General features: G+C 69.3%; 24 protein-coding genes and 1 pseudogene. 14 read left to right on the top strand and 11 right to left on the bottom strand.

What is annotated here, in order from left to right; translation table 11 throughout:
* Positions 1-93: 93 nt before the first annotated feature.
* The 5 genes from ACQEUU_RS03185 to trxA all read left to right on the top strand — a co-directional run bounded on the left by ACQEUU_RS03185 (position 94) and on the right by trxA (position 4494).
* On the top strand, positions 94-1602 hold the full coding sequence (locus ACQEUU_RS03185; RefSeq protein WP_433060010.1) for a protein kinase family protein: 1509 nt from the start codon (positions 94-96) through the stop codon (positions 1600-1602).
* 14 nt (positions 1603-1616) lie between these two features.
* Positions 1617-2264, top strand: coding sequence for an RNA polymerase sigma factor SigM (gene sigM, locus ACQEUU_RS03180; protein WP_433060007.1), 648 nt, complete (start codon positions 1617-1619; stop codon positions 2262-2264).
* Complete coding sequence (locus ACQEUU_RS03175) at positions 2254-3108, top strand: anti-sigma factor family protein (protein ID WP_433060005.1); 855 nt, start codon at positions 2254-2256, stop codon at positions 3106-3108. The genes sigM and ACQEUU_RS03175 overlap by 11 nt, the downstream gene beginning before the upstream one ends.
* Positions 3109-3234: 126 nt before the next feature.
* Positions 3235-4167: a thioredoxin-disulfide reductase gene (gene trxB, locus ACQEUU_RS03170; protein WP_433060002.1), complete on the top strand. Its 933-nt coding sequence runs from the start codon at positions 3235-3237 to the stop codon at positions 4165-4167.
* Between the two features lie 12 nt (positions 4168-4179).
* Positions 4180-4494: a thioredoxin gene (trxA, locus tag ACQEUU_RS03165; protein WP_270154536.1), complete on the top strand. Its 315-nt coding sequence runs from the start codon at positions 4180-4182 to the stop codon at positions 4492-4494.
* A 48-nt stretch (positions 4495-4542) separates the two neighbouring features.
* Here trxA and ACQEUU_RS03160 read toward each other — a convergent pair whose 3' ends face one another.
* Positions 4543-4803: a DUF6300 family protein gene (locus tag ACQEUU_RS03160; protein WP_433071726.1), complete on the bottom strand. Its 261-nt coding sequence runs from the start codon at positions 4801-4803 to the stop codon at positions 4543-4545.
* A 120-nt stretch (positions 4804-4923) separates the two neighbouring features.
* Positions 4924-5199 (bottom strand): annotated as a pseudogene (locus ACQEUU_RS03155) (hypothetical protein); the annotation flags it as partial.
* Between ACQEUU_RS03155 and ACQEUU_RS03150 the strand changes: the two are divergent.
* Positions 5134-5388, top strand: coding sequence for a hypothetical protein (locus tag ACQEUU_RS03150; RefSeq protein ID WP_433072021.1), 255 nt, complete (start codon positions 5134-5136; stop codon positions 5386-5388). The pseudogene ACQEUU_RS03155 and the gene ACQEUU_RS03150 overlap by 66 nt on opposite strands.
* Before the next feature lie 26 nt (positions 5389-5414).
* Here the strand turns inward: ACQEUU_RS03150 and ACQEUU_RS03145 are convergent, their stop codons facing one another.
* On the bottom strand, positions 5415-6032 hold the full coding sequence (locus ACQEUU_RS03145) for a GNAT family N-acetyltransferase (protein ID WP_270154537.1): 618 nt from the start codon (positions 6030-6032) through the stop codon (positions 5415-5417).
* Between the two features lie 268 nt (positions 6033-6300).
* Between ACQEUU_RS03145 and ACQEUU_RS03140 the strand changes: the two genes are divergently transcribed.
* The 3 genes from ACQEUU_RS03140 (at position 6301) to ACQEUU_RS03130 (ending at position 10058) form a co-directional block, all read left to right on the top strand.
* The gene (locus tag ACQEUU_RS03140) at positions 6301-7533 is read left to right on the top strand and encodes a PLP-dependent aminotransferase family protein (protein ID WP_270154569.1); all 1233 of its coding nucleotides are present in this window, start codon (positions 6301-6303) and stop codon (positions 7531-7533) included.
* A gap of 298 nt (positions 7534-7831) precedes the next feature.
* Positions 7832-8803: a D-alanine--D-alanine ligase family protein gene (locus ACQEUU_RS03135; protein WP_433059999.1), complete on the top strand. Its 972-nt coding sequence runs from the start codon at positions 7832-7834 to the stop codon at positions 8801-8803.
* Positions 8804-9017: 214 nt separating this feature from the next.
* On the top strand, positions 9018-10058 hold the full coding sequence (locus tag ACQEUU_RS03130; RefSeq protein WP_433059996.1) for a threonine aldolase family protein: 1041 nt from the start codon (positions 9018-9020) through the stop codon (positions 10056-10058).
* A gap of 847 nt (positions 10059-10905) precedes the next feature.
* Here ACQEUU_RS03130 and ACQEUU_RS03125 read toward each other — a convergent pair.
* The 8 genes from ACQEUU_RS03125 to rpmH all read right to left on the bottom strand — a co-directional run bounded on the left by ACQEUU_RS03125 (position 10906) and on the right by rpmH (position 16574).
* Complete coding sequence (locus tag ACQEUU_RS03125; protein ID WP_433059993.1) at positions 10906-11871, bottom strand: ParB/RepB/Spo0J family partition protein; 966 nt, start codon at positions 11869-11871, stop codon at positions 10906-10908.
* A 384-nt stretch (positions 11872-12255) separates the two neighbouring features.
* Positions 12256-13188 carry a ParA family protein gene (locus tag ACQEUU_RS03120; protein ID WP_433071724.1) on the bottom strand — a complete coding sequence of 311 codons (933 nt, stop codon included), beginning with the start codon at positions 13186-13188 and terminating at the stop codon, positions 12256-12258.
* A 136-nt stretch (positions 13189-13324) separates the two neighbouring features.
* Positions 13325-13996, bottom strand: coding sequence for a 16S rRNA (guanine(527)-N(7))-methyltransferase RsmG (rsmG, locus tag ACQEUU_RS03115; protein WP_433059990.1), 672 nt, complete (start codon positions 13994-13996; stop codon positions 13325-13327).
* A 273-nt stretch (positions 13997-14269) separates the two neighbouring features.
* The gene (locus tag ACQEUU_RS03110) at positions 14270-14758 is read right to left on the bottom strand and encodes a protein jag (protein WP_433071722.1); all 489 of its coding nucleotides are present in this window, start codon (positions 14756-14758) and stop codon (positions 14270-14272) included.
* A gap of 20 nt (positions 14759-14778) precedes the next feature.
* Positions 14779-15732 (bottom strand): membrane protein insertase YidC, encoded by a 954-nt coding sequence (yidC, locus tag ACQEUU_RS03105; RefSeq protein ID WP_433059987.1) that lies wholly within the window; start codon positions 15730-15732, stop codon positions 14779-14781.
* Between the two features lie 4 nt (positions 15733-15736).
* Positions 15737-16015 carry a membrane protein insertion efficiency factor YidD gene (gene yidD, locus ACQEUU_RS03100; RefSeq protein ID WP_270154544.1) on the bottom strand — a complete coding sequence of 93 codons (279 nt, stop codon included), beginning with the start codon at positions 16013-16015 and terminating at the stop codon, positions 15737-15739.
* On the bottom strand, positions 16012-16353 hold the full coding sequence (gene rnpA / locus ACQEUU_RS03095) for a ribonuclease P protein component (RefSeq protein WP_433071720.1): 342 nt from the start codon (positions 16351-16353) through the stop codon (positions 16012-16014). Before rnpA ends, yidD begins: the two co-directional genes overlap by 4 nt.
* A gap of 83 nt (positions 16354-16436) precedes the next feature.
* Complete coding sequence (gene rpmH / locus ACQEUU_RS03090; protein ID WP_020547366.1) at positions 16437-16574, bottom strand: 50S ribosomal protein L34; 138 nt, start codon at positions 16572-16574, stop codon at positions 16437-16439.
* Positions 16575-17016: 442 nt separating this feature from the next.
* Between rpmH and dnaA the strand changes: the two genes are divergently transcribed.
* From dnaA to ACQEUU_RS03065, 5 genes are all read left to right on the top strand, one after another.
* Positions 17017-18642, top strand: a complete 1626-nt coding sequence (dnaA, locus tag ACQEUU_RS03085) for a chromosomal replication initiator protein DnaA (RefSeq protein ID WP_433059982.1) — start codon at positions 17017-17019, stop codon at positions 18640-18642.
* Between the two features lie 522 nt (positions 18643-19164).
* Positions 19165-20304: a DNA polymerase III subunit beta gene (gene dnaN, locus ACQEUU_RS03080; RefSeq protein WP_433059979.1), complete on the top strand. Its 1140-nt coding sequence runs from the start codon at positions 19165-19167 to the stop codon at positions 20302-20304.
* Between the two features lie 48 nt (positions 20305-20352).
* A complete protein-coding gene (gene gnd, locus ACQEUU_RS03075; RefSeq protein ID WP_433059976.1) occupies positions 20353-21300 on the top strand; it encodes a phosphogluconate dehydrogenase (NAD(+)-dependent, decarboxylating) in 948 nt (315 codons plus the stop codon).
* Between the two features lie 62 nt (positions 21301-21362).
* The gene (gene recF / locus ACQEUU_RS03070; protein WP_433059973.1) at positions 21363-22595 is read left to right on the top strand and encodes a DNA replication/repair protein RecF; all 1233 of its coding nucleotides are present in this window, start codon (positions 21363-21365) and stop codon (positions 22593-22595) included.
* The gene (locus ACQEUU_RS03065; RefSeq protein WP_433059970.1) at positions 22585-23085 is read left to right on the top strand and encodes a DUF721 domain-containing protein; all 501 of its coding nucleotides are present in this window, start codon (positions 22585-22587) and stop codon (positions 23083-23085) included. The genes recF and ACQEUU_RS03065 overlap by 11 nt, the downstream gene beginning before the upstream one ends.
* The last annotated feature ends 188 nt before the right edge of the window (positions 23086-23273 follow it).

Genomic DNA, 23273 nt, shown 5'->3' with positions numbered 1-23273 from the left:
CGGATCCATCCGGCATAGCGTGCCTGCGCATCACACCGCCACGCAGGCGCGGAGAGCCGTGACCAGGGATGATCGGGCCAGCGGGGTGAGCCAGTGAGCACGTCGGCAGTAGAGCCCGGCACCCGTCTCGCCCAGCGGTTCCGGCTGGAGGACCGGGTCAGCGAGTCCGACGGCGCCACCTACTGGAAGGCCATCGACGAGATCCTCGCCCGTCCCGTCGCGGTGCTGACCTTTTCGCCCGACTTCCCGCGCGTCCACGAGGTCGTCACCGCCGCCCGGGCCGCCAGCAGGCTCACCGATCCCCGCATCACCCAGGTCTTCGACGCCGCGGAGGACTCCGAGCACTCCTACGTCGTCAGCGAGTGGGTCACCGGCGACACCCTCTCCGACCTGCTGTCCAGCGGGCCGCTGGAGCCGGAGCGGGCCGCCGGGCTGGTCGCCGAGGCCGCCGAGGCGCTCGCCCACGCGCACGAGGCCGACCTCTACCACCTGTGCCTGCGCCCGGGAAACCTGGTGTGGACCACCGGCAACACGGTCAAGGTGCTGGGCGTGGCGGTCGACGCCGCCCTCTACGGGCTGACCACCGACCAGCCCGCGCTGGACGACGCCGAGGGCCTCGGCCGCCTGCTCTACGCGGGGCTGACCGGCCACTGGCCCGGCGACGAGGAAGAGGGCACGCTCCCGGCCGCGCCGATGACCGACGGCCACTTCTGCACCCCGCGTCAGGTGACCGCGGGGGTGCCCGGTTATCTCGATACGGTCACGATCCGGGCCTGCCTGCCCGAGTCGCGCAAGGGCCAGGGCTCGCTCTCCAGTCCCGCCCAGATCGCCGAGGCGCTCGCCGGCGTGGCCAGGCCGATGCCGATCTCGATCCCGTACCCTTCCTCCCCGCCGTCCGTGACGTCGGCCTCCCCGAGCGAGGGCCTCGACACCGAGCGGCGCCTGCCCCCTCTGCCGCAGCCGGTGCCGCAGGTCGTGACGCAGGGCGGCGGCGGCAACCTGCTCAACCGGGTGCTGATGACGGTCGTGGTGCTCCTGGTGATCGTCGCGGTCGGCGTCGGCGCCTGGACGATCGGCCGGAGCCTGGGCAGCCCCGGCGACCGGGAGGCGCAGCCCTCCCCGACCACCGCCGTCAGCCAGTCCCCCGCCCAGTCGCAGGAGGTCAAGCCGGAGGAGGCGACCGGGTTCGACCCGCTCGGCGACAAGGAGGAGAAGGCCGAGCTGGCGGCGCTCACCATCGACGGCAAGCCGAGCACGTTCTGGAAGACCGACAACTACAACAGCGCCGAGCTGGGCAACCTCAAGGACGGGGTGGGCCTGCTTCTCGATCTGGGCAAGTCCATGCAGATCAGCGACGTGGTGGCTACGCTGGGCGAGACGCCGGGCGCCAACGTCGAGCTGAGGGTGGGCGACGAGGCCGACCTGTCGTCGTTGAAGACCGTCGCCAAGGCGAAGGACGCCTCCGGCAAGACGACCTTCAAGCCGGAACAGACGGCGAGCGGCCAGTACGTTTTGATCTGGTTTACCCGGCTTCCGGCAGACGCAGGCAAGTTTCATGGCACCATCTATGAAGTAGTGGTGCAATCTCCAGGATCGGCTTAACCAGGACCCCTCTTGTGAACTCCCCACCCGAGACTCCGTCTCCAGCGGATCGTCCCGCGGCCGGCGACGCGGTCAGCGACGCCGGTCTGCTGACCGCGCACATCCAGGGAGATCCTCACGCCTTCAGCGAGATCGTCAAGAGACACCGCGACCGGATGTGGGCCGTCGCGCTGCGCACGCTCGGCGACCCCGACGAGGCCGCCGACGCCGTGCAGGACGCCTTCGTCTCCGCCTACCGCAAGGCCGGCTCGTTCCGCGGCGAGGCCGCCGTCACCACCTGGCTGCACCGCATCGTGGTCAACGCCTGCCTCGACCGGATGCGCCGCAAGTCCGTGCGTCCGGTGGCCGACGACGAGCTCATCGAGGCCGCGGAGCGCGACACCCACCTGCCCGACCAGACGCTGGAGCGCGAGGTCTCGATGGAGGTCTCGGCCGCGCTCAAGCTGCTCCCCGCCGATCAGCGGGCCGCGCTGGTGCTGGTCGACATGATGGGCTACTCCGTCGAAGACGCAGCTCAGGTACTCCAGGTGCCCAGTGGGACGGTGAAGAGCAGGTGCGCCAGGGGCCGCGCGAAACTTGCCCCGATTCTTTCGCATCTGCGGAACCGATCTGACTTGAGTCGCGTCTCATCCGCGAAGGGAGCAGAACTTCGTGACGGGTGATACGCACTACGATCTGGACGCCCTCGCCGATTTCGCCGAGGGTCTCCTGGACGTCGACAGAGCCGGCCGGATCCGCGACCATCTCGCGGTGTGCCCCCCATGCGGGGAGCTGCTGGCGGATCTGGCGGCGGTTCGCGAGGTGCTCGCGGCGACCCCCACCCCGGCCATGCCGATGGGTGTCGCACTACGCATCGACAAGGCGCTGGCCGCCGAGGCGGAGTCGCGGCGCGGCGGGGTCGGCCTGGCCGAGGAGCCGGACTGGGACGAGCTCATGCGCGACGCGCCATGGGAGCCTCAGGAGCCGGCCCGCCTCGGGGTCGTCTCCGACGACGGCACCGTCGTCCCGGCGCGGACGCGCACGGTCCGGCGGCGCCGGTGGGCGATGCCCGCGGTGGCCGCGGCCGCCGCGGTCGCGGTGGTGGGCACCGCGACGGTGACGGCGAGCCTGCTGGCCTCCGGGGGCGGCGAGCCGGCCGCCCGGCAGCCGGAGCTCGCGGCGTCGAGCCAGCCGTCCCGGCAGGAGACGCGGGCCAGGGCCTACGCGCTCACCGACAGCGGCCACAACTACAGCGACCAGGAGCTGCGCCAGGCGCTCGGCGACTTCCTCGCGCCGGCCCCCATCGTCGGCGGCGACTCCGGCGGCAACCAGGTCGACCACTGCGTGAGCAAGGTCTCCAGCCGCGCCAAGCTGGAGGTCTTCGCCGTCGACCAGGGCCACTACAACGGCCAGGAGGCCATCGTCATGGCGTCCTGGAAGAACAAGGAGGCCAAGCGGCTGCGCATCGACGTCGTCGATCCGTTCAACTGCAAGAACCTGCGCAAGCCCGCTCTGGGCCGCTGGTAGATCCGTGACCTGGAAAGAGCCCGCTTCGGCGGGCTCTTTCGCGTGTGCGCCCGAAGGCCGGGAATGGCGACGGCTTAGGATCTGTTGAGGCGAACGGCATCATCAGACGAGAGAGGCGTGGGAGCGTTGAACGACGTTCGGAACGTGATCATCATTGGATCCGGCCCCGCCGGCTACACCGCGGCCGTCTACTCCGCACGCGCCGAACTCAAGCCTCTGCTTTTCGAAGGCTCCGTGACCGCCGGCGGCGCGCTCATGAACACCACCGACGTGGAGAACTTCCCCGGTTTCCCCGACGGCATCATGGGCCCCGACCTGATGGGCAACCTGCGCAAGCAGGCCGAGCGGTTCGGCGCCGAGCTGATCGCCGACGACGTGGTGGAGGTCGACCTCAAGGCCGACCCCAAGGTCATCAAGACCTACGACACGACCTACTACGCCAAGTCGGTCATCCTCGCGATGGGCTCCGGCTACCGCGAGCTCGGCCTGGAGAACGAGAAGCGGTTGTCCGGCCGCGGCGTCTCCTGGTGCGCGACCTGTGACGGCTTCTTCTTCCGCAACAAGGACATCGTGGTCGTGGGCGGCGGCGACACCGCCATGGAGGAGGCGACGTTCCTGACCCGGTTCGGCCGCATGGTGACCGTGGTGCACCGCCGCGACGAGCTGCGCGCCAGCAAGATCATGCAGGACCGGGCGTTCGCCAACGACAAGATCCGCTTCGTCTGGGACAGCGAGGTCGTGGACGTCCTCGGCGACACCAAGGTGGAGGCGGTCAAGCTGCGCAACGTCAAGACCGGCGAGGAGTCCGAGCTGGCCACCGACGCGCTGTTCCTGGCGATCGGCCACGACCCGCGCACCGAGCTGGTCAAGGACCAGGTGGAGCTGGACGAGAACGGCTACATCAAGGTCGCCCACCCCGGCACCGCCACCAACATCGACGGCGTGTTCGCCGCGGGCGACGTCGTCGACCACATCTACCGCCAGGCGATCACCGCGGCGGGCACCGGCTGCTCGGCGTCGCTCGACTCCGAGCGCTGGCTCGCCTCAAACGAGAAGTAAGGGAGCGCATCCGTGAAGGCAGTTACCGACGCCACGTTCGAAGCCGAGGTCCTCAAGAGCGACAAGCCCGTTCTGGTCGACTTCTGGGCCGAGTGGTGCGGCCCGTGCCGGCAGGTCGCGCCCATCCTCCAGGAGATCGCCAACGAGCACGGCGACAAGCTGGAGATCGTCAAGCTCAACATCGACGAGAACCCCGAGGTGCCCCGCCAGGCGGGCGTCCTCCAGATCCCCACGATGAACGTCTACAAGGGCGGCGAGCTCGTCAAGCAGATCATCGGCGCCAAGCCGAAGGCCATGCTGCTCCGGGAGCTCGACGGCATCATCTAGCCCCGTCCACCGAAAGCCCTCCGCCCCGGCGCGGAGGGCTTTCGCGTTTCACAGCTCGCCGCGGCGCCAGGCGTCGGCCTCGGCTCTCAGCGCGCTCTCGTCCGGTTGCGGGGGCAGCGCCCCGGCGATCCAGGCGGTCAGGGCCCGTACGAACCGGTCCGGATCGTACGGGGGCGCGAAGGACGCGACCAGGGGGTGGCCCGCGTCGCAGCGGGCGCACAGGAGCACCTCGCTGACGCCTCGTTCCCCGATGCGTTCGTCCAGGCGTGGGGCAGGCGCGCCACGGCCAGGACGTCCCCGGTGCGGCACCGGGGGCACGCCGGCGTCATGACCCGCCTATCGCGCCGGCGCCGAGCAGCGCCTTGACGTCGCCGTAGAAGGCGGGGTCGGCGGCGACCCGGAAGGGCCGGAGGTCCAGCAGGACGGTCCCGCGTTCATCTCCATGGGGCCCGGACGGTAGAGCGCGTTGACGGCGGCGATGTCGGTGAACGTGGTGGGCCGCATGAGCCTCAGCAGCACCCGCATCCCGCCGCTGTCCAGCTGGAAGACGCCGAGCGTGTCGCCGCGCGCCAGCAGCTCGTACGTGGCCGCGTCGTCCAGCGGGACGCGTCGGGGCCGGACTTCGGCTGGGAGCACTTCGTGGCGGAGATCGCCTCCGGTGAGCGGCTCGGGTTCGTCGGCGAGGGCTGCCGGCTGCCCTGGCATGCCGGGGTCGTGCAGCTCCCGGTGATCGACCCCGTCCCGGTCTACCCGTGCTCGCTGCTCTACCACCGGCAGAACCGGCACCCGATGCTGACCGCGCTCGTCGAGTTCGTGGCGGACGGATTCCGGCAGTTCGACCCGGCGCGCCAGTGGATGCCGGACCTCGACCGCGTGACCGCTGGAGGGCTCTGAAGGCCCTCTGGAAGGGCCGTACGGGGTCAGACGGGGCGGAGGGCGCGTTCGGGGCTCATGGAGCCCAGGAGGCGTTCCAGGGCGACCTCCACGTCCTCCCGCCAGGAGACGGCGGTCTTCAGTTCCAACCGCAGCCTGGGAAATCGCAAATGCGGACGAACCGTCTTAAAGCCCACCGAAAGCAAATATTCGGCAGGAACTACGCAACTCGGTTCTTCCCATTTGAGGTCGCCGAACGCCTCGATGGCTTTCACGCCGCGACGCGTGAGGTCTTTCGCGACGCCCTGGATGAGCATCCGGCCCAGCCCGCCGCCGGAGAATTCGGACACGATGTGCGCCGTCATCAGCAGCACGGCGTCGGCGCTCACCGGCGAGGTGGGAAAGGCCACCGAACGCGGGCTGTAGAGCGGAGGGCTGTAGAGCACGAACCCCGCGGGCACCCCGTCGACATAGACGATCTTCCCGCAGCTGCCCCATTCGAGGAGCGTGCCGGAGATCCAGGCTTCCTTCTCCAGCCCGGGGTCGCCCGACATCACCGCCCGCTCGCCGCTGACGGGGTCGAGCTCCCAGAAAACGCACTGACGGCAGCGCCTGGGAAGATCTTCCAGATTGTCCAGGGTGATATTGACCAGCCGACGCGACACCTACGGCCCCAATCGTAGACCCGGAAAAGCGCGGGAAAACCGCGTCCCCAGCTGGCATCGTAGCCCAGGGACAGTGCCACAAGCGGATATCACGGCCGTCTGGCCCCGTCACGGGCGACATGTCCGACTGGCGTAATCTGGAGTCTCGGATCGATACACACCTAGGAGGTGGGCCGTGACAGCAGAGCAGGATCACGGTCAGACGCCCGCGACCCAAGGGTCGCGGATCGACGCCTACGTCGACCGGTACGCCGCGCGAGCTACCGGGATGGTCGCCTCCGAGATCCGAGCTCTCTTCGCCGTCGCGTCGAGGCCCGAGGTGGTCTCGCTCGCCGGCGGCATGCCGTACGTCACGGCGCTTCCCCTCGACATGGTCGGCGAGCTGGTCTCGGATCTCGTGACCAGACGCGGGCCCGTCGCGCTCCAGTACGGCTCCGGCCAGGGCGACCCGCATCTGCGTGAGCAGATCTGCGAGGTCATGGCGCTGGAAGGGATCCAGGCGGGCGGCAACGACGTCGTCGTCACCGTCGGCTCGCAGCAGGCACTCGACCTGATCACGCGGATCTTCATCGACCCGGGCGATGTGATCCTGGCAGAGGGACCCTCGTACGTGGGCGCCCTCGGCACCTTTGCCGCATACGAGGCCAAAGTGGTGCATATCGCCATGGATGATCAGGGTATCGTGCCCGAATCCCTCGCCCAGACCATCTACGCCCTGGAAACGGCGGGAGCTCCGATCAAGTTCCTGTACACGATTCCGACCTTCCACAACCCCGGCGGCGTCACGCTCAACGCGGCCAGGCGGCAGCAGGTGCTCGACATCTGCCAGCGCGCCGGGGTGCTCATCGTCGAGGACAACCCGTACGGGCTCCTCGGCTTCGACGGCGAGCCGATGCGCGCGCTGCGCGCGGACAACCCGGACGGCGTGGTCTACCTGGGGTCGTTCTCCAAGACGCTCGCCCCGGGCTTCCGCGTCGGCTGGGCACTCGCGCCCCACGCCATCCGCGACAAACTCGTGCTGGCCATGGAGTCGGCCGTGCTGTCGCACTCGTCGTTCACCCAGCTGGCCGTCGGCCAGTACCTCACCACGCAGCCGTGGCGCGAGCAGATCAAGACGTTCAAGGAGCTCTACCGCGAGCGCCGCGACGCCATGCTCGACGCCCTCGCATCCCTGATGCCACCCGAGGTCACCTGGACGCGGCCCGCAGGCGGGTTCTTCGTCTGGGCCACCCTCCCCGAAGGGCTCGACTCCAAGGCGATCCTGCCCCGCGCGGTGGCCGAGCGGGTGGCGTTCGTGCCCGGCACCGGATTCTTCGCCGACGGCAGCGGCTCGCGGCACATGCGGCTGTCGTTCTGCTACCCGGAGCCCGACCGCATCCGTGAGGGCGTCCGCCGCCTGGCGGGCGTCATCGAACAGGAGATGCAACTGCGCGACATGTTCGGCACCGGCTCCACGCGGGGCCACGCCGGCGTCGACACCCCAGGCCCGGACCTGGCCTGACCGCCTCCGGCAGGGCCGGGGTCCGCACGGCCCCCGGCCCTGCCGCCGGTCACGCCACGCGACACGCGGACGTACGGTCACTTGAGACGCGGCGTACTGGTCGCGCGAGATCCGGCGTACGGTCGCGCGAGACGCAGGTGTACGGCGACCGGGAACGCGGGTGTACGGTGACCGCCGCGGCTCGTGACGGACGCCAGGCCGCCGTGGTACGCCGGCGCACCTCCCCGCCGGTACGGTTGGACAGACTGGACCACGGCTGGACGACGGCTGGACCACGGTGACCGTTTGAGGAGACGAGATGAGCGACCTGGGCCACGTGCTCGTGCTGGCCGGGGGCCTGTCCTACGAGCGTGAGGTGTCCCTGCGCTCCGGCCGCCGGGTGAGCGAGGTGCTCAGGGCGGCGGGCATCGACGTGGAGGCCCGCGACACCGACGCGTCCCTGGTCCCGTCGATCCTCGCCGACCCGCCGGACGCCGTGTTCGTGACGCTGCACGGCGGCGCCGGCGAGGACGGCGCGATCCGCTCGGTGCTGGAGCTCCTCGACGTCCCGTACGTGGGAGCCGACCCCGACGCGTGCCGGGTCGCCTTCGACAAGCCGACGGCCAAGGCCGTCGTCCGCTCGGTCGGCCTGCGCACGCCCTCCTCGATCACGCTGCCCAAGGAGACGTTCCACGACCTCGGCGCGACGGCCGTGCTGGAGCGCATCGTCGACCAGCTCCGCCTCCCGCTGTTCGTCAAGCCCGCCCGCGGCGGCTCCGCCCTGGGCGCGTCCATCGTCCGCACCGCCGAGGAGCTCCCGGCCGCGATGGTCGGCTGCTTCGCGTACGGCGACATCGCCCTCATCGAGCGGTACGTCGAAGGCGTCGAGGTGGCGGTCTCCGTCGTGGACGTCGGCGACGGCCCTGTCGCGCTCCCGGCCGTGGAGATCGTCCCCGACGAGGGCGTGTACGACTACGCCGCCCGCTACACGGCCGGCCACACCGAGTTCTTCGCCCCGGCCCGCCTCTCCCCCGCCGCGGCGGCGGCCTGCGCCGAGACCGCCGTGACGGCCCACACGGCGCTCGGCCTGCGCGACATCTCCCGCACCGACCTCATCGTCGACGCCACGGACACGCCCTACTTCCTGGAGGTGAACGTCGCCCCCGGCATGACGGAGACCTCCCTCCTCCCGATGGCCGCCGAAGCGGCGGGCCAGGACCTCGGCGACCTCTGCCGCGCCCTCCTCCAGAACGCCGCCAACCGCCCCCGCACCAACCTCGCCAACCGCTGACCACCACCACCACCCGCTCCGCGACGAACCCGGCCCGGCACGCCTCCCCCTCAACCCTGCAGCTGCACCTCCCGCGACCACTCGCCCTGGTGGATCGCGGGAGCTCGGGCCACGCATCCCACACCGACCCGGCAACCGCCGCCGCCGTCGCTGACCAGAAGAGTGCCGTGCACGCGACCGAGTACGGGATCGCGTCCGTAAGTAGCCTTGGCCTGTGATCGACTCCACCTACCCGAAGAGCTTCGCCAGCGACAACCATGCCGGCGTCCACCCCACCGTCCTCGAAGCCATGGTGGACGCCAACCGCGGTGACGCGCCCGCGTACGGTGGCGACACCTGGACGGCGACGTTCGAGCAGCGCGTCAAGGACGTGTTCGGCCCACAGGCCGAAGGGTTCGCGGTGCTGAACGGCGCGGGCGCGAACCTGGTCGGCCTGGCCCTCATGCTCGGCCGCTATGACGCGATCATCTGCCCCGACACCGCCCACATCGCCACCCACGAGACCGGCGCTGCGGAACGCCTGCTCGGGGTGAAACTCGTGACCGTGCCGACGCCCGACGGCAAGCTCCGCCCGGCCGACATCACCTCACGCCTGTCCGTGCTGGGCGAGCACCACCACCCTCAGCCCCGTGTCGTCTCCATCTCCCAAGTGACCGAGCTCGGCACCTGCTACTCCCCCGACGAGATCGCGGCCCTCGCCGAGACCGCCCACGCGGCCGGCCTACGCCTCCACGTGGACGGCGCCCGGCTGGCCAACGCGGCGGCGCACCGCGGCTGCGGGCTGGACGAGATCACCACGGCGGCGGGCGTGGACGTCTTCAGCTTCGGCGGCACCAAGAACGGCGCGCTCGCGGCCGAGGCGGTCGTCGTCCTGGATCCATCGCTCGCCGGTTCGGTCCCGTTCCTCCGCCGCCAGTCGCTCCAGCTCGCTTCCAAGATGCGGTTCATCTCGGCCCAGCTCACCGCTCTGCTCACCGACGATCTGTGGCGGCAGAACGCGGCGCACGCCAACGCCATGGCAATCCGCCTCGCGGACGGTCTTGTCGGCGTCCCCGGCGTCACTCTTGAGCACCCGGTCGAGTCCAACGCCGTCTTCGCCCGGCTCCCCGTCCCGATGGCCACGACGCTCCAGCGGCGCTACCGCTTCCACTTCTGGGACGAGGCGGCCGGGGTCGTCCGTTGGATGACGGCCTTCGACACAAAGCCGGACCACGTCGACGACTTCCTCACCGACATCCGCAAGGCAGCCCTGTGACGACGCCGCCACGTTTCACGTGAAACACCGCCCGCGTGCGATGGGGGCCGCTCGTTTCACGTGAAACATCGACTCCGTCGGCGACCGCAGCTGGAGAGCCGAAGGGGTAGTGAGGGGAACCAGGCGGTACGAGAGGCCAGTCCGCAGTGGAAACCCAAATCTTCATGGGTAGCCGACGGAGGGAGAGACGCGAAGGGCGGGTGACCAATCAGCGTGGCAAGCCGTGGGTTGCATAGAACCGCCGGAACCAGGGAGGGAGGGGAGGGCGACGCGGGAGGGCCCTTGCCGCAAGGCGGACACAAGGAGGCGGACACAAGGAGGCGGACACAGGGAGGCGGACACAGGGAGGCGGACGCGAGAGAGCCGACACCACCAGGCCGACGCAGGAGAGTCGACACCGGAAGGACCGGTGGGAGGGCCGGCGGGAGGGCCGACACCGCCTCTTGGTTGATGGACGGCTTCGCGGCATGCCCTCTGCCCCCCGCGCCTATCGCCGGGCGGCTGAGGACTATACCCGTTCAGCGGGACGTCGCCCTCAGAAGAGCATCGAGTGACGTCGCAAACGCCCGGCCGCCTCGCTCCGGCGTCCGGCGTCGCGGCCAGAAGCTAGCTGTCTCAGAGAAGTGCGGACCGTGTGGACCACATCAACGACAGGGAGAGGTAGCCGGGCGGTCTCCAGCTGATGTGCCGTAGGCGCGGCCATGGGCGGTGAGGCAAGACGGTCAACGCCCCAGCCGTACTTCAGGCGAGCAAAATGGTTTCACGTGAAACATGGGCTGGCGGTCTCAGCGCACTGTTTCACGTGAAACAAGCGTAGTTACACGCTCATCGACGAGTGCCGGGGAGGCTACTCCCCGGCCTCGCGCATGACGCGGGCCGCCTCAGGGGCCATGGTGCCGATGATGCGCTCCAGGTCGTCGATCGTGGCGAACTCCACCACGATGCGTCCCTTCCGGCGGCCGAGGTCCACCTTCACCTTGGTCTCGAAGTGGTCGGAGAGCCGATCCGCGAGGTGGGCGAGGCCAGGGGCGGTGGGCTTGTTCGGCTGACGCTCACGGGCGGGCTTCGAGGGAGCGGCCTGGACGTTGCCGAGCGCGACGATCTCTTCCACCGCGCGCACGGACAGCAGCTCGGCGACGATGCGCTTGGCGAGCTGGACCATCTCCTCGGGGGTGGACAGGCCGAGCAGGGCGCGCGCGTGACCGGCGGAGATGGAGCCGGCCGCCATCTTGAGCTGAACGTCGGGCGGGAGCTGGAGCAGGCGCAGGGTGTTGGTGATGTGTGATCGCGAACGGCCGACCTTCTGCGCGATCTGCTCATGGGTGGCTTCGAAGTCATCGAGGAGCTGCTGGTAGGCGGCCGCCTCTTCCAAGGGGTTGAGCTGCTCCCTCTGGAGGTTCTCGATCAGCGCGTCACGGAGAAGGTCGGTGTCACGGGTGTTGCGGACGATCGCCGGAATCTCCTGAAGACCCGCCATCTTCGAGGCCCGCAGCCGCCGCTCCCCCATGATGAGCTCGTACTGTCCGCCACCCACCGGGCGGACCACCACGGGCTGCAGGAGACCGACCTCACGGATCGACGCCTCCAAATCGATGAGGCGCTCCTCGTCGAACACCTCACGCGGCTGCCGTGGGTTCGGCACGATCGCGGAGATCGGGACTTCCTTGAAATACGCGCCGGCGACGGGCTTCGGCCCCGCGTCATGCGCCGCCGAGCCGTTGGCGGGCGGCACCGCCCCCGTGCCGTCGACAATGGGACCCGTCGGAATGAGAGCTCCCAGCCCTTTGCCCAATCCCCGCCGCTGCTGGCTCACTACGTCTCCTCATCCACCCGGGCCGATTCCCGTCACTCCAGGAGAGGTTACCGGTGCGCGCACCGGACAGTGTCTCGTCTACACACCGTCCCACCGGATTTACGGCACCATGCCCTGAACACCCGATGCCAGAGCCTTTCCAGGCACATCTGACGACCGGTCCTCCCGGGCGTGGCGGCGCATCATGCCGAACACAAGGAGCCATCCCGAGCAGGCCGCCGACACCGGACCGACAATCCAGCGTCAGCGGGACTCCGCGGGACTCCAGCGTCCGGTGAGAATCTGCGAGCGGAGGAGCAGACCCTCGCGAGCCGGTCCTCTCCACCGTGGCCCGGTGGGCAATCACACCGTGCCCGGTGGGCGACTACACCGTGCGGTGGGCCACTACACCGTGGCCCGGTGGGCGATCTCGCGGGCCGCGTCCATGTAGGCCATCGCACCGCTGGAGCCCGGGTCGTACGTCATCACCGACTGGCCGTAGCTGGGCGCCTCCGACAGGCGGACGCTCCGCGGGATCACCGTGCTGAGCACCGTGTCCCCGAAGTGCGCCCGGACCTCATCCGCCACCTGTGACGCCAGCCGGGTGCGGCCGTCGTACATGGTGAGGACGATCGTGGACAGCCGGAGCGTCGGGTTGAGGTGGGCCTTGATGAGATCGACGTTCCGGAGGAGCTGGCCGAGGCCCTCCAGCGCGTAGTACTCACACTGGATCGGGATCATGACCTCGTCCGCCGCCACCAGGGCGTTGACCGTGAGCAGGCCGAGCGACGGAGGGCAGTCGATGATGACGTAGTCGAAGTCGACCGCGTCGTAGGCCGCCAGCGCCCGGCGCAGGCGAGCCTCCCGGGCCACCAGGGATACGAGCTCGATCTCGGCGCCGGCCAGGTCGATGGTGGCGGGGGCGCAGTAGAGGTTGGGCATGTCGGGCACCTGCTTGACGATGTCCGCCATCGGCAGGTCGTCGACCAGCACCTGGTAGACGTCCGGCACGTCGCCGCGGTGCTCGGTGGCCAAGGCGGTGGATGCGTTGCCCTGAGGGTCGAGGTCGACCACCAGCACGCGCTCGCCCTTCATCGACAGTGCGGCCGCGATGTTGACCGACGTCGTCGTCTTGCCCACCCCGCCCTTCTGGTTCGCCACCGCGATCACCCGGGTCTTCGCCGGCTTGGGCCAGGCGTCGCCGTCACCGGGGAAGGGCTCACCCACCTGGGTGGGCAACTGCGTGGCCGGTGTTTCACGTGAAACCACTGAGTTGAGCGCCTCTCGTACCAACGGCGAATCACCTGGGTTCAGGGGGGTCTTGGTCACGGTGGCCATCCTTTCAACCCGTGGCGTACCGGTGGCGGGAATTCGCTGTCGCGACACGCCCTTTTCGGGCCAGCCGACCCCCGTGGCGTGCTCGGACGGAGGCAGGTCGGGCCAGCCCAGGCCGCTGTGCGCGACTGGCATGCCGTCACCTCCTTCGTCGCGACCTTTTCTGCTCAGGCGCGCGACCCGCTACGACTCGCACCAATGTTGCAGGCGGCTCGACCTTACCGCGCCCCACGGTCACAAGCTCGGCCGCACGGGCGCCGACGGCCTTGAGTCGCGGCTCGGCCTCGGCGAGCTCCTCCGCCGCCCGCTCCCCCTTCATCGCGATCAGCTCGCCGCCCTCGCGGAGCAGCGGCATCGCCCAGGTGAGCAGGCGGTCGAGCGGCGCCACCGCGCGGGCGCTGGCGACATCGAACTGCCGCTCGCCCCGCAGCTCCTCGGCGCGGCCGCGCAGCACCTCGACGTTGTCCAGCTTGAGCACCTCGACGCACTCCTCAAGGAAGACGGTACGGCGGAGCAGCGGTTCCAGCAGGGTGACCGTGAGATCCGGCCGGACGATCGCCAGCACCAGTCCGGGCAGGCCAGCACCGGAGCCGATGTCCACAAGGCGGACGTCCTGCGGCACGGCCTCGGCCACCACGGCGCAGTTGAGCAGGTGGCGGTCCCAGATCCGCGGCACCTCACGCGGCCCGAGCAGCCCTCGAACCACTCCGGGACCGGCGAGCAGACCCGCGAACTCCCGGGCTCGGTCCCAGGCATCGCCGGTGAACACGTCCCGCGCGATGTCAGGCGGAGGCGGCAGCTCGTCGCTCACTGCTGGGTGACCCTTTCTCACGGTGACGGTGTCAAGGCTATGCGGGGCGATCAGTACTGGAAGACTATCGGCCCCACGTCGACGGAACCCCGCGAGCACGCCGCTTCGACCTTTCCACAATACGGAAGCCCAGCTCGGGACGGGATCTGTGGACAAGCCTGTGGATAAAGCTTGGCTCGCTCGTACGTGCGAAAGCCGTGGTTCAGGCTCCGGAAACGCGAACGGCCGCCGGCGCCCGAAGGCGGGCCGGCGGCCGGGATTGCCAGGGATGCGTCAGGCGGGCAGGACCACCACGTAGCGGTGAGGTTCCTCGCCCTCCGACTCACTGCGCAGGCCGGCGGCGGCCACCGCGTCGTGGACGATCTTGCGCTCGAAGGGGGTCATCGGCTCCAGGGCGCGGGCCTCGCCGCGGTCCTTGACCTCGTCGGCCACTTCGGTGCCGAGCTTGCTCAGCTCAGCGCGGCGACGCTCACGGTAGCCGGCCACGTCGAGCATGAGGCGCGAGCGCTCCCCCGTCTGCCTGTGGACGGCCAGGCGGGTCAGCTCCTGCAGCGCCTCCAGCACCTCGCCTTCCGGGCCGACCAGCTCGGTGCTCTTGAGGCCGACGACGGAGACCAGCGCGCGGTCGCCCTCGACATCCATGTCGATGTCACCGTCGATGTCGGCGATGTCGAGAAGCCCTTCGACGTAGTCGGCCGCGATCTCGCCTTCCTGCTCGAGCGCGTTGAGATCAGGAGCCTTCTCCTGCTCGGCCTCGGTCATGGCCGGCCTCTCCTTCGTGTTCACGACTTCTTGCTGCCGGTGCGCTTGCTGCGGCTCTGCTTGGTGGGCTGGTTCCTGACGATCTTAGGCTGAGGAGGCGGCGCGGGGGCCTCTTCCACTTGCGGAGTCGTCTTGCGCAGCCGCTGGACCATACCGGGCTTGGGCGTGACCGGGATGACGTTGCCCTTGGCGTCGAACTGCGGCATCGGGTGCCGGCTGTAGAACCAGTGCTGCTGGCCCAGCGTCCACACGTTGGTCGTCACCCAGTAGAGGATCAGGCCGAGCGGGAAGTTGAGGCTGAAGAAGGCGAACAGCGGCGAGATCCACATGAGGATCTTCTGCTGCTGGGCCATGGGGTTGTCGGGCATCTGCGCCATGGATCGGGTGACGCTCTGCCGGACGGTGAGGAACGTGGTCAGCGAGCTGAGCGCGACGAAGATGGCCAGCACGATCCGCGTCGTGAGCGGGGTCGCGTCCAGGGCCACGAGGTCCTGCTCGGGCATGAAGAAGTAGGCGGGCAGCGGCGCGCCGAAGATGTGCGCCTTGCCGGCGCTGTCGACCAGCTCCTGCGTCATGCCGAACTTCGGCTGGCCGCTGGCCATCGCGTTCAGCACGGTGAACATGCCGATGAAGATCGGGAACTGCGCCAGGACGGGGAGGCAGCCGCCGAGCGGGTTCGCGCCCGCACCCTGGTACAGCGCCATGACCTCCTGGTTCATGCGCTGCTTGTCGTTCTTGTAGCGCTTGCGTAGGTCCGCCACCTTCGGGGCGAGTTCCTGCATCTTCTTCGACGAGCGCATCTGCTTGAGGAAGAGCGGGAAGATGCAGATCCGCATCAGCACGGTCAGCGTGATGATGGTCAGTGCCCACGTCAGGCCGCTGTCCGGATTCAGGAACGTGCTGTATCCCGTATGGATCCAGGTGATGACGAAGGCTACGGCTTCATAGAGCCAGCTCAGCCAGGACAGCTCCACCGAGCTATCTCCCTTGCAATTCGTGAGACCGAACCGGGCGTGGGGGCACCGGGTCTATACCTCCGGGATGGAATGGGTGGCACCGCCCGATGCGCCGGACAGTCAACCAGGTGCCGCGCAATGCCCCGTGAACGGCTACCGCCTCGAGCCCGTACGCGCTGCATGACGGGTAGAAGCGGCAGCGTGGACCGAGCAGCGGGCTGATGAAGGCCCGATAGAACCGAATAGGGCCGATCAGCACCCGAGCGGCGAGGCTCGGTGTCGCTTGCGGCTGCTCCGTCATCTCTGCCCATCCATCGCGGATTCGTGCCGCCTGAGCAGTCGGTCCAAAGTGGAGTCGAGCTCTGCGGCAAGGTGCTCGTATCGCGCTGACGCTGCCGGGGGGTTCGCGCGTACCACAAGCAGGCTACCTCCCGGAAGCCGGTCGAGACGCTCGCGCATCAGGTGTCGGAGCCGCCGCTTGACCTTGTTGCGCACCACCGCGCCCCCGACGGACCGGCTGACCACGAAGCCCACGAGGGGCGTCCCTTCCCCGGAAACGACGAAATGCACCACCAGCGTGGGGCGGCCGGCGCGTTTGCCGCGCTTGATCGCCGTCTGGAAGTCATCGCCCCGCCGCATGCGGGTTGCCCGGGAAAGCATGGAAGACGCCTATCGCCCGCCGGTGTGGTTCACCGGCGGGCGGACAGTCGGGCGCGGGACGATCAGGCCGACAGCTTCTCGCGACCCTTGCGGCGGCGAGAGGCGAGGATGGCCCGACCGGCCCGGGTGCGCATCCGCAGCCGGAAGCCGTGGGTCTTCGCGCGGCGACGGTTGTTCGGCTGGAAAGTACGCTTGCTCACGAGTGGGCTCCAGGCTTGAAGGTGCGCACGAGGCGCTGAACACACATGGCTGGCCTGTCAAAAGGCGAGGGCACGCGAAATAGCCGACGCGTGACAAGCCGACCGTCGTACGCTACGCGGCGGAGCGCCCCAGGTCAAACCGGAGTCGTCATCCACGAATCCACAGGCGACTTTTCCACCGGCAGCACCACGTCCACATGTTGTGCACCCAGGTACCACTAGGCTGTGGACAACGCCTTGAACACAGCTGTGCACATAGATACTGTCGGCCCTTCCAGGCCCGCTAGAGGGCTGTGCATAGCTTGTGGATCTCCTGTGGAGACCGCGAGCGTCCCGGCCGGGAGCGATGCTGTGGACGGCAGAGCACGGCGCGACGCGATGGCCCGCTGGATGTGGATAACGATCGTGGAGGGCCGCGAAAGGAAGGAGGGGGAGACGCGCGATGAACAATGTCGACCTGGGCGCGGTGTGGGCCAGGGCCCTGGGCAACTTTCTCAACGAGAACGTGCCCATCCAGCAGCGCACCTGGCTCGGAATGGTGCGCCCCATCGCCCTCGCGGACGACACGATCGTGCTGGGCGTCCCCAACGACTTCCTGAAGGACCTCATCGAGGGCAAACTGCGCCCGCTCGTCGCCCACGCGCTCTCCCAGGAGTTGGGCCGCGCCATGCGCCTGGCCGTGATGATCGACACGACGGCCCCCGAGCAGCCCAAGCAGGACCCTCATCCCCAGCCTGGGGGTAATGGTTATCCCCAAGGCCAGGATCCCCAGCCACGTTTTCCACAAGGGCCCGCACCCCAGCATTTCGCGGTTTCCGAGCCTCCGCAGTTCTATTCTCCACAGCCGGATCCGAGCCAGTCGTCCACCGACTATCCACAGCCTTCCTTCTCCTTCGACCAAGGCTCCTTCGACAAAGGCTCGTTCGACCAGGGCCAGTTCGACCCGCCTCCTTCGTACACACCGCCTGTGGAGAAGGCGCCGGAACCGGCGCCGAACCGGTGGGAGGCCAAGAGCAACAAGCCCAGCGAGCCGGCGCGGCTGAACCAGAAGTACACCTTCGAGACGTTCGTCATCGGGGCCAGCAACCGTTTCGCGCACGCCGCGGCGGTGGCCGTCGCCGAATCCCCCGCCAAGGCGTACAACCCGCTGTTCATCTACGGCGACTCGGGGCTGGGCAAAACGCACCTTCTTCATGCGATCGGGCATTACGCGCAGAGCCTGTACGACGGCGCGCGGGTGCGTTACGTGAGCTCCGAGGAGTTCACCAACGACTTCATCAACAGCATCCGCGACCACAAGGCCGACGGTTTCCGGGGTCGTTATCGCGCGATCGACATCCTGCTCGTGGACGACATCCAGTTCCTGGAGGGCAAGGAGCAGACGCAGGAGGAGTTCTTCCACACCTTCAACACGCTCCACAACGCCAACAAGCAGATCGTGATCTCCAGCGACCGGGCGCCGAAGCAGCTGATCACGCTGGAGGACCGGCTGCGCAACCGGTTCGAGTGGGGCCTGATCACCGACGTGCAGCCGCCCGAGCTGGAGACGCGGATCGCGATTCTGCGGAAGAAGGCCATACAGGAGGGCCTGGCGGCGCCGCCCGAGGTGCTGGAGTACATCGCCAGCCGGATCTCCACCAACATCCGCGAGCTGGAGGGGGCGCTGATCAGGGTCACCGCGTTCGCCAGCCTCAACCGGCAGGGTGTGGATCTCCAGCTGGCCGAGGTGGTGCTCAAGGACCTGATCACCTCCGAGTCGGGGCCGGAGATCACGATCGTCACGATCATGGCGAAGACGGCTGAATACTTCGGCATCAGCATCGACGACCTGTGCGGCAGCTCGCGCAGCAGGGCGCTGGTGAACGCCCGGCAGATCGCGATGTATCTGGCGCGGGAGCTGACGGAGCTGTCACTGCCGAAGATCGGGCAGCAGTTCGGCGGCCGCGACCACACGACCGTGATGCACGCCGAGCGCAAGATCCGGTCGCTCATCGCCGAGCGCAGGTCGATGTACAACCAGGTCAACGAGCTGACAATGCGGATCAAACAGACGTCCCGCGGGTCCTAGTCGTCATGCACACCCTGTGGAAAACGCTGTGGATCAGGGGAAACGCGCCGATGGCCCGTTCGTACGCCCCACTATGCCCAGAAATTTTCCGCGCCGAGGCTGGGGATAACAGTGGGGACATCCTGAGGAGAACCTGGGGACTACCCGTGGATGACTTGGGGACGGCCTGTGCACAGTCTTCGAGAGGGCCGCGGAAGGCCCGTTTACCCCGTGGACAACCGGTGGAAACCCGGTGGATGACCGGTGGACGAAGGCACCAAGATCTGGGGATGCCCTGTGGGCGACGGCGCTTCATCCCCAGCCGCCGAAGTTTCCCCCAGGCGTCACCCACACCCTCGGTGGATGAAAATCGGGCCGCTGAGCAGCGGATACGCGAGTTGTCCACAGTATCCACCGCCCCTAGTGTGATGACTCCACTTATCTCTTAAGAAGAAACTCAAGACCCATAGAGGGGTTCTCGCGGTTCGCGCGTGCGGGAGGCGAGACACTTGGAATCAACGACGAACCAGGAGGCTGATCACCGTGATGTTCCGAATCGAGCGAGACGTCCTCGCTGAGGCGGTGGCATGGACGGCACGCAGCCTCCCGGCACGGCCGTCCGTCCCCGTCCTCGCAGGCATGCGCCTGGAGGTGACCGACGAGCAGCGGCTGAAGCTGTCCGGCTTCGACTACGAGGTCTCCGCCGAGGTGACGCTCGAACTCCACACCGGCGAGCCCGGTGTGGTCCTCGTCTCCGGCAAGCTGCTGGCCGAGATCACCCGCGCGCTTCCCGCACAGCCTGTGGACTTCGTGGTGGAGGGCGCCAAGGCGGTCGTCACCTGTGGCAGCGCCCGGTTCACCCTGCTGACCATGCCGGTGGAGGACTATCCGACGCTCCCGGCGATGCCGCCGGCGGCCGGGAGGGTGGGCAGCGACGTCTTCGCCGCCGCCGTCGGCCAGGTGGCCGTAGCCGCCGGGCGCGACGACACGCTGCCGATGCTCACCGGCGTGCGCATGGAGATCGAGGGCGACACCGTCACCCTGGCCGCGACCGACCGCTACCGCCTGGCCGTGCGCGAGCTGAAGTGGCAGCCGGGCCAGCCCGACTTCTCCGCCATCGCGATGATCCCCGGCAAGACCCTGGCCGACACGGCCAAGGCCCTGGGGACCACGGGAGCCGAGGTGGAGATCGCGCTCAGCTCCGCGGGCGGCACCGGCGAAGGCATGATCGGGTTCTCCAGCGCGGGCCGGCGCACCACCACCCGGCTGCTCGACCCCGAGTTCCCCAAATACCGCTCGCTGCTGCCCACCGAGTTCTCCGCGCGCGCCGACCTGTCCACAGGCCCGTTCGTCGAGGCGGTCAAGCGCGTGGCCCTGGTCGCCGAGCGCAACACCCCGGTGCGGCTGGCCTTCAAGAGCGGCGAGGTCGTCCTGGAGGCGGGCAGCGGCGACGAGGCCCAGGCCGTCGAGGCGCTGCCGGTGGAGTACGAGGGCGAGGAGATGAACATCGCCTTCAACCACCAGTTCCTGCTCGAAGGGCTGGGCGCGATCGACTCCGACGTGGCCCGGCTGCAGATGACCACCTCGACCAAGCCCGCCATCCTCACCGGGGGCAAGCCTGTGGACGAAGGCGGCACTCCCGACTACCGCTACCTGATCATGCCGATCCGCCTGTCTAGCTGAATAATCGGCGATGATGATGGAAGCCGGACGAGGGGGTAGTAGGGCAGCATGCAGATCGGCATGGTGGGACTCGGCAAGATGGGCGGCAACATGGCCGAGCGGCTGCGCCGCGGCGGTCACGACGTGGTCGGGTTCGACCGCGATCCCTCGATCAGCGACGTGGGGAGCCTGAAGGAGCTGGTCGAGAGGCTGCGGGCGCCCCGCGTGGTCTGGGTGATGGTGCCCGCGGGCGTCCCCACTCAGCAGACGATCGACGACCTCGGCGAGCTGCTGTCCGAGGGCGACGTGGTCGTCGACGGCGGCAACTCCCACTATGCGGACGACCAGAAGCACGCCGCCGAGCTGGCCGGCAAGGGCGTCGGCTTCGTCGACTGCGGCGTGAGCGGCGGCGTCTGGGGGCTGGACAACGGCTACGCCCTCATGTGCGGCGGCGACGAGCCGCACGTCCAGCGGCTGATGCCGATCTTCGAGACGCTCAAGCCCGAAGGCCCGGACGGCTTCGTGCACGCCGGCGACGTGGGCGCCGGCCACTTCGCGAAGATGGTCCACAACGGCATCGAGTACGGCATGATGCAGTCCTTCGCCGAAGGCTGGGAGCTGTTGGAGGCCGCCGACGTCGTCAAGGACGTCCGGGGCTGCTTCAGCAGCTGGCGCACCGGCACCGTGATCCGCTCCTGGCTGCTCGACCTCATGGTGCGGGCGCTCGACGACGACGAGCACCTGGAGGGCCTGCGCGGCTACGCCCAGGACTCCGGCGAGGGCCGGTGGACCGTGCAGGCCGCCGTGGACCACGAGGTGCCGATGCCGGTGATCACCGCCGCGCTGTTCGCCAGGTTCGCCTCCCGTCAGGACGACTCCCCCGCGATGAAGGTGGTGGCCGCGCTGCGCAACCAGTTCGGCGGCCACGCGATCACCGCCACCGAGGGCTCGACGGACAAGGGGGCCGACTCGCCGGGCGCCGACGTGACCCCGCCGCGCGACGCCGACCGGCGGTGAGTTTTCCACAGGGTGTGCGCCGATGACCGAAGAGGTCGGTGTGGCGGGCTAACCTTCGTGGGGTGCACGTCGCCCACCTCTCGCTGACCGACTTCCGGTCCTACGCGTCCGTGGAGCTCGGCCTGGAGCCGGGCGTCACGGCCTTCGTGGGGCCCAACGGCCAGGGCAAGACCAACCTCGTCGAGGCGCTGGGTTACGTGGCCACCCACTCCAGTCACCGGGTGGCCGGCGACGCCCCGCTGGTGCGCCACGGCGCCTTGCGGGCGGTCGTGCGCTGCGCCGTCCACAGGGACGACCGGCGCGCCCTGGTCGAGCTGGAGATCAACCCCGGCCGGGCCAACCGCGCCCGGCTCAACCGCTCCCCCGTCTCCCGCGCTCGCGACGTCATCGGGTTGCTGCGCACGGTCCTGTTCGCCCCCGAGGACCTCTCCATGGTCAAGGGCGACCCGTCCGAGCGCCGCCGCTTCCTGGACGAGCTGCTGGTCTCCAGGGCTCCGCGGTTCGCGGGCGTGCGCGCCGACTACGACCGGGTGCTGAAGCAGCGCGGCGCTCTCCTGCGTACGGCCTCGCAGGCCCGCAGAGGGGCCAGGAGCGGCCGTAGAGCCGAGAGTGAGGCCGGATTCACGGCGGCGGGCGCCGGCGACGTGCTGAGCACTCTGGAGGTCTGGGACGCCCATCTCGCCCGCCACGGCGCCGAGCTGCTGCGCGCCCGGCTGGAGCTGATCGAGGCGCTGCGCCCGCTGGTCGCCGGGGCCTACGCCGCGCTGGCGCCCACGAGCGCCCCCGCGACGCTCGCCTATCGCAGCACGTTGTCCACAGGTGGGGACGACTCCGAGGGCGAAATCCCCGGTGAGAGGGGATTTCCCGAGGCGCAGACGTTATCCACAGACCTGGGGAAAACTCTCGAGGAGCGGCTCAGGGAGCGGCTGCTGGAGGTCCGCTCCGCCGAGCTCGAACGCGGCGTGACCCTCGTCGGCCCCCACCGCGACGACCTGATCCTCCGCCTCGGCGAGCTGCCCGCCAGGGGTTACGCCAGCCACGGCGAGTCCTGGTCGTTCGCGCTCGCGCTGCGGCTGGCCGCCTACGACCTGCTGCGGGCCGACGGCGGCGATCCGGTGCTGATCCTCGACGACGTGTTCGCCGAGCTCGACGCGCAGCGCAGGCGCCGCCTCGCCGAGATCGTCGCCCCGGCCGAGCAGGTGCTCATCACCGCGGCCGTGGCCGACGACGTGCCGTCCGAGCTGTCTGGAGCCAGGTTCGACGTCGCTGAAGGGAGCGTGCGACGTGTCCGCTGACCACGAGGCCACCGCCAGGGGCGCCGCCCTGGCCAGGGAGAAGCTCGCCCAGGCGAAGGCCGACGCCGCCCGGCGGGGCCAGCTCCCCCGCAGCGAGCCCAGGCGCAGGGCGGCCGGCCCCCGCCGGGACGCCGGGGACCCGCAGCTGTTCGGCCGCGCCATCGCCGAGCTGCTGGCGGCCCGGGGCTGGGAGCAGTCGGCGGCGGTGGGCGGCGTGTTCGGCCGGTGGGCCGACATCGTCGGCCCCGACCTGGCCGCCCACACCAAACCCGAGTCCTTCGCCGACGGCGAGGTGCTCGTGGTGGCCGACTCCACGGCCTGGGCGACGCAGGTCCGGCTGCTCGCGCGCACCCTCGTACGCCGGCTCAACGAGGAGCTGGGCGGCAACACCGTGACGAAGGTGAAGGTCAGAGGCCCGATGAATGCGCCGCGACCATCGGGCGGATTGCGGGTGACCGGAAGTCGCGGCCCTGGTGACACCTATGGGTAGGCGCGTCCAGCCGCAGGCCGGGGCCACCCTGGATCCGTCCCGGCCTGCGATCGGGCCGTGACAGGCGCGGCTGCGGTTGCCGGGCGGTCAGAGGGGCCGCAGACGCGCTGACCCCCCGATCCGGAGGGGGGATGCTGATCCGGGGGGAAAACGGGCCAGAGAGCATCACAGGCGCGTTCAATGCCACC

This window comes from Nonomuraea sp. CA-218870, assembly GCF_050936535.1.
Lineage (GTDB): Bacteria > Actinomycetota > Actinomycetes > Streptosporangiales > Streptosporangiaceae > Nonomuraea > Nonomuraea corallina.
This window is presented reverse-complemented; position numbering and strand designations above follow the sequence as displayed.

Excerpts from the sequence above, each read along its gene's own strand:
- ACQEUU_RS03110 (WP_433071722.1), bottom strand. The coding sequence starts at position 14,758 with ATGACCGAGGCCGAGCAGGAGAAGGCTCCTGATCTCAACGCGCTCGAG.
- yidD (WP_270154544.1), bottom strand. The coding sequence starts at position 16,015 with ATGACGGAGCAGCCGCAAGCGACACCGAGCCTCGCCGCTCGGGTGCTG.
- gnd (WP_433059976.1), top strand. The coding sequence starts at position 20,353 with ATGCAGATCGGCATGGTGGGACTCGGCAAGATGGGCGGCAACATGGCC.
- ACQEUU_RS03140 (WP_270154569.1), top strand. The coding sequence starts at position 6,301 with ATGGTCGCCTCCGAGATCCGAGCTCTCTTCGCCGTCGCGTCGAGGCCC.
- dnaA (WP_433059982.1), top strand. The coding sequence starts at position 17,017 with ATGAACAATGTCGACCTGGGCGCGGTGTGGGCCAGGGCCCTGGGCAAC.
- rnpA (WP_433071720.1), bottom strand. The coding sequence starts at position 16,353 with ATGCGGCGGGGCGATGACTTCCAGACGGCGATCAAGCGCGGCAAACGC.
- ACQEUU_RS03120 (WP_433071724.1), bottom strand. The coding sequence starts at position 13,188 with ATGGCCACCGTGACCAAGACCCCCCTGAACCCAGGTGATTCGCCGTTG.
- ACQEUU_RS03135 (WP_433059999.1), top strand. The coding sequence starts at position 7,832 with ATGAGCGACCTGGGCCACGTGCTCGTGCTGGCCGGGGGCCTGTCCTAC.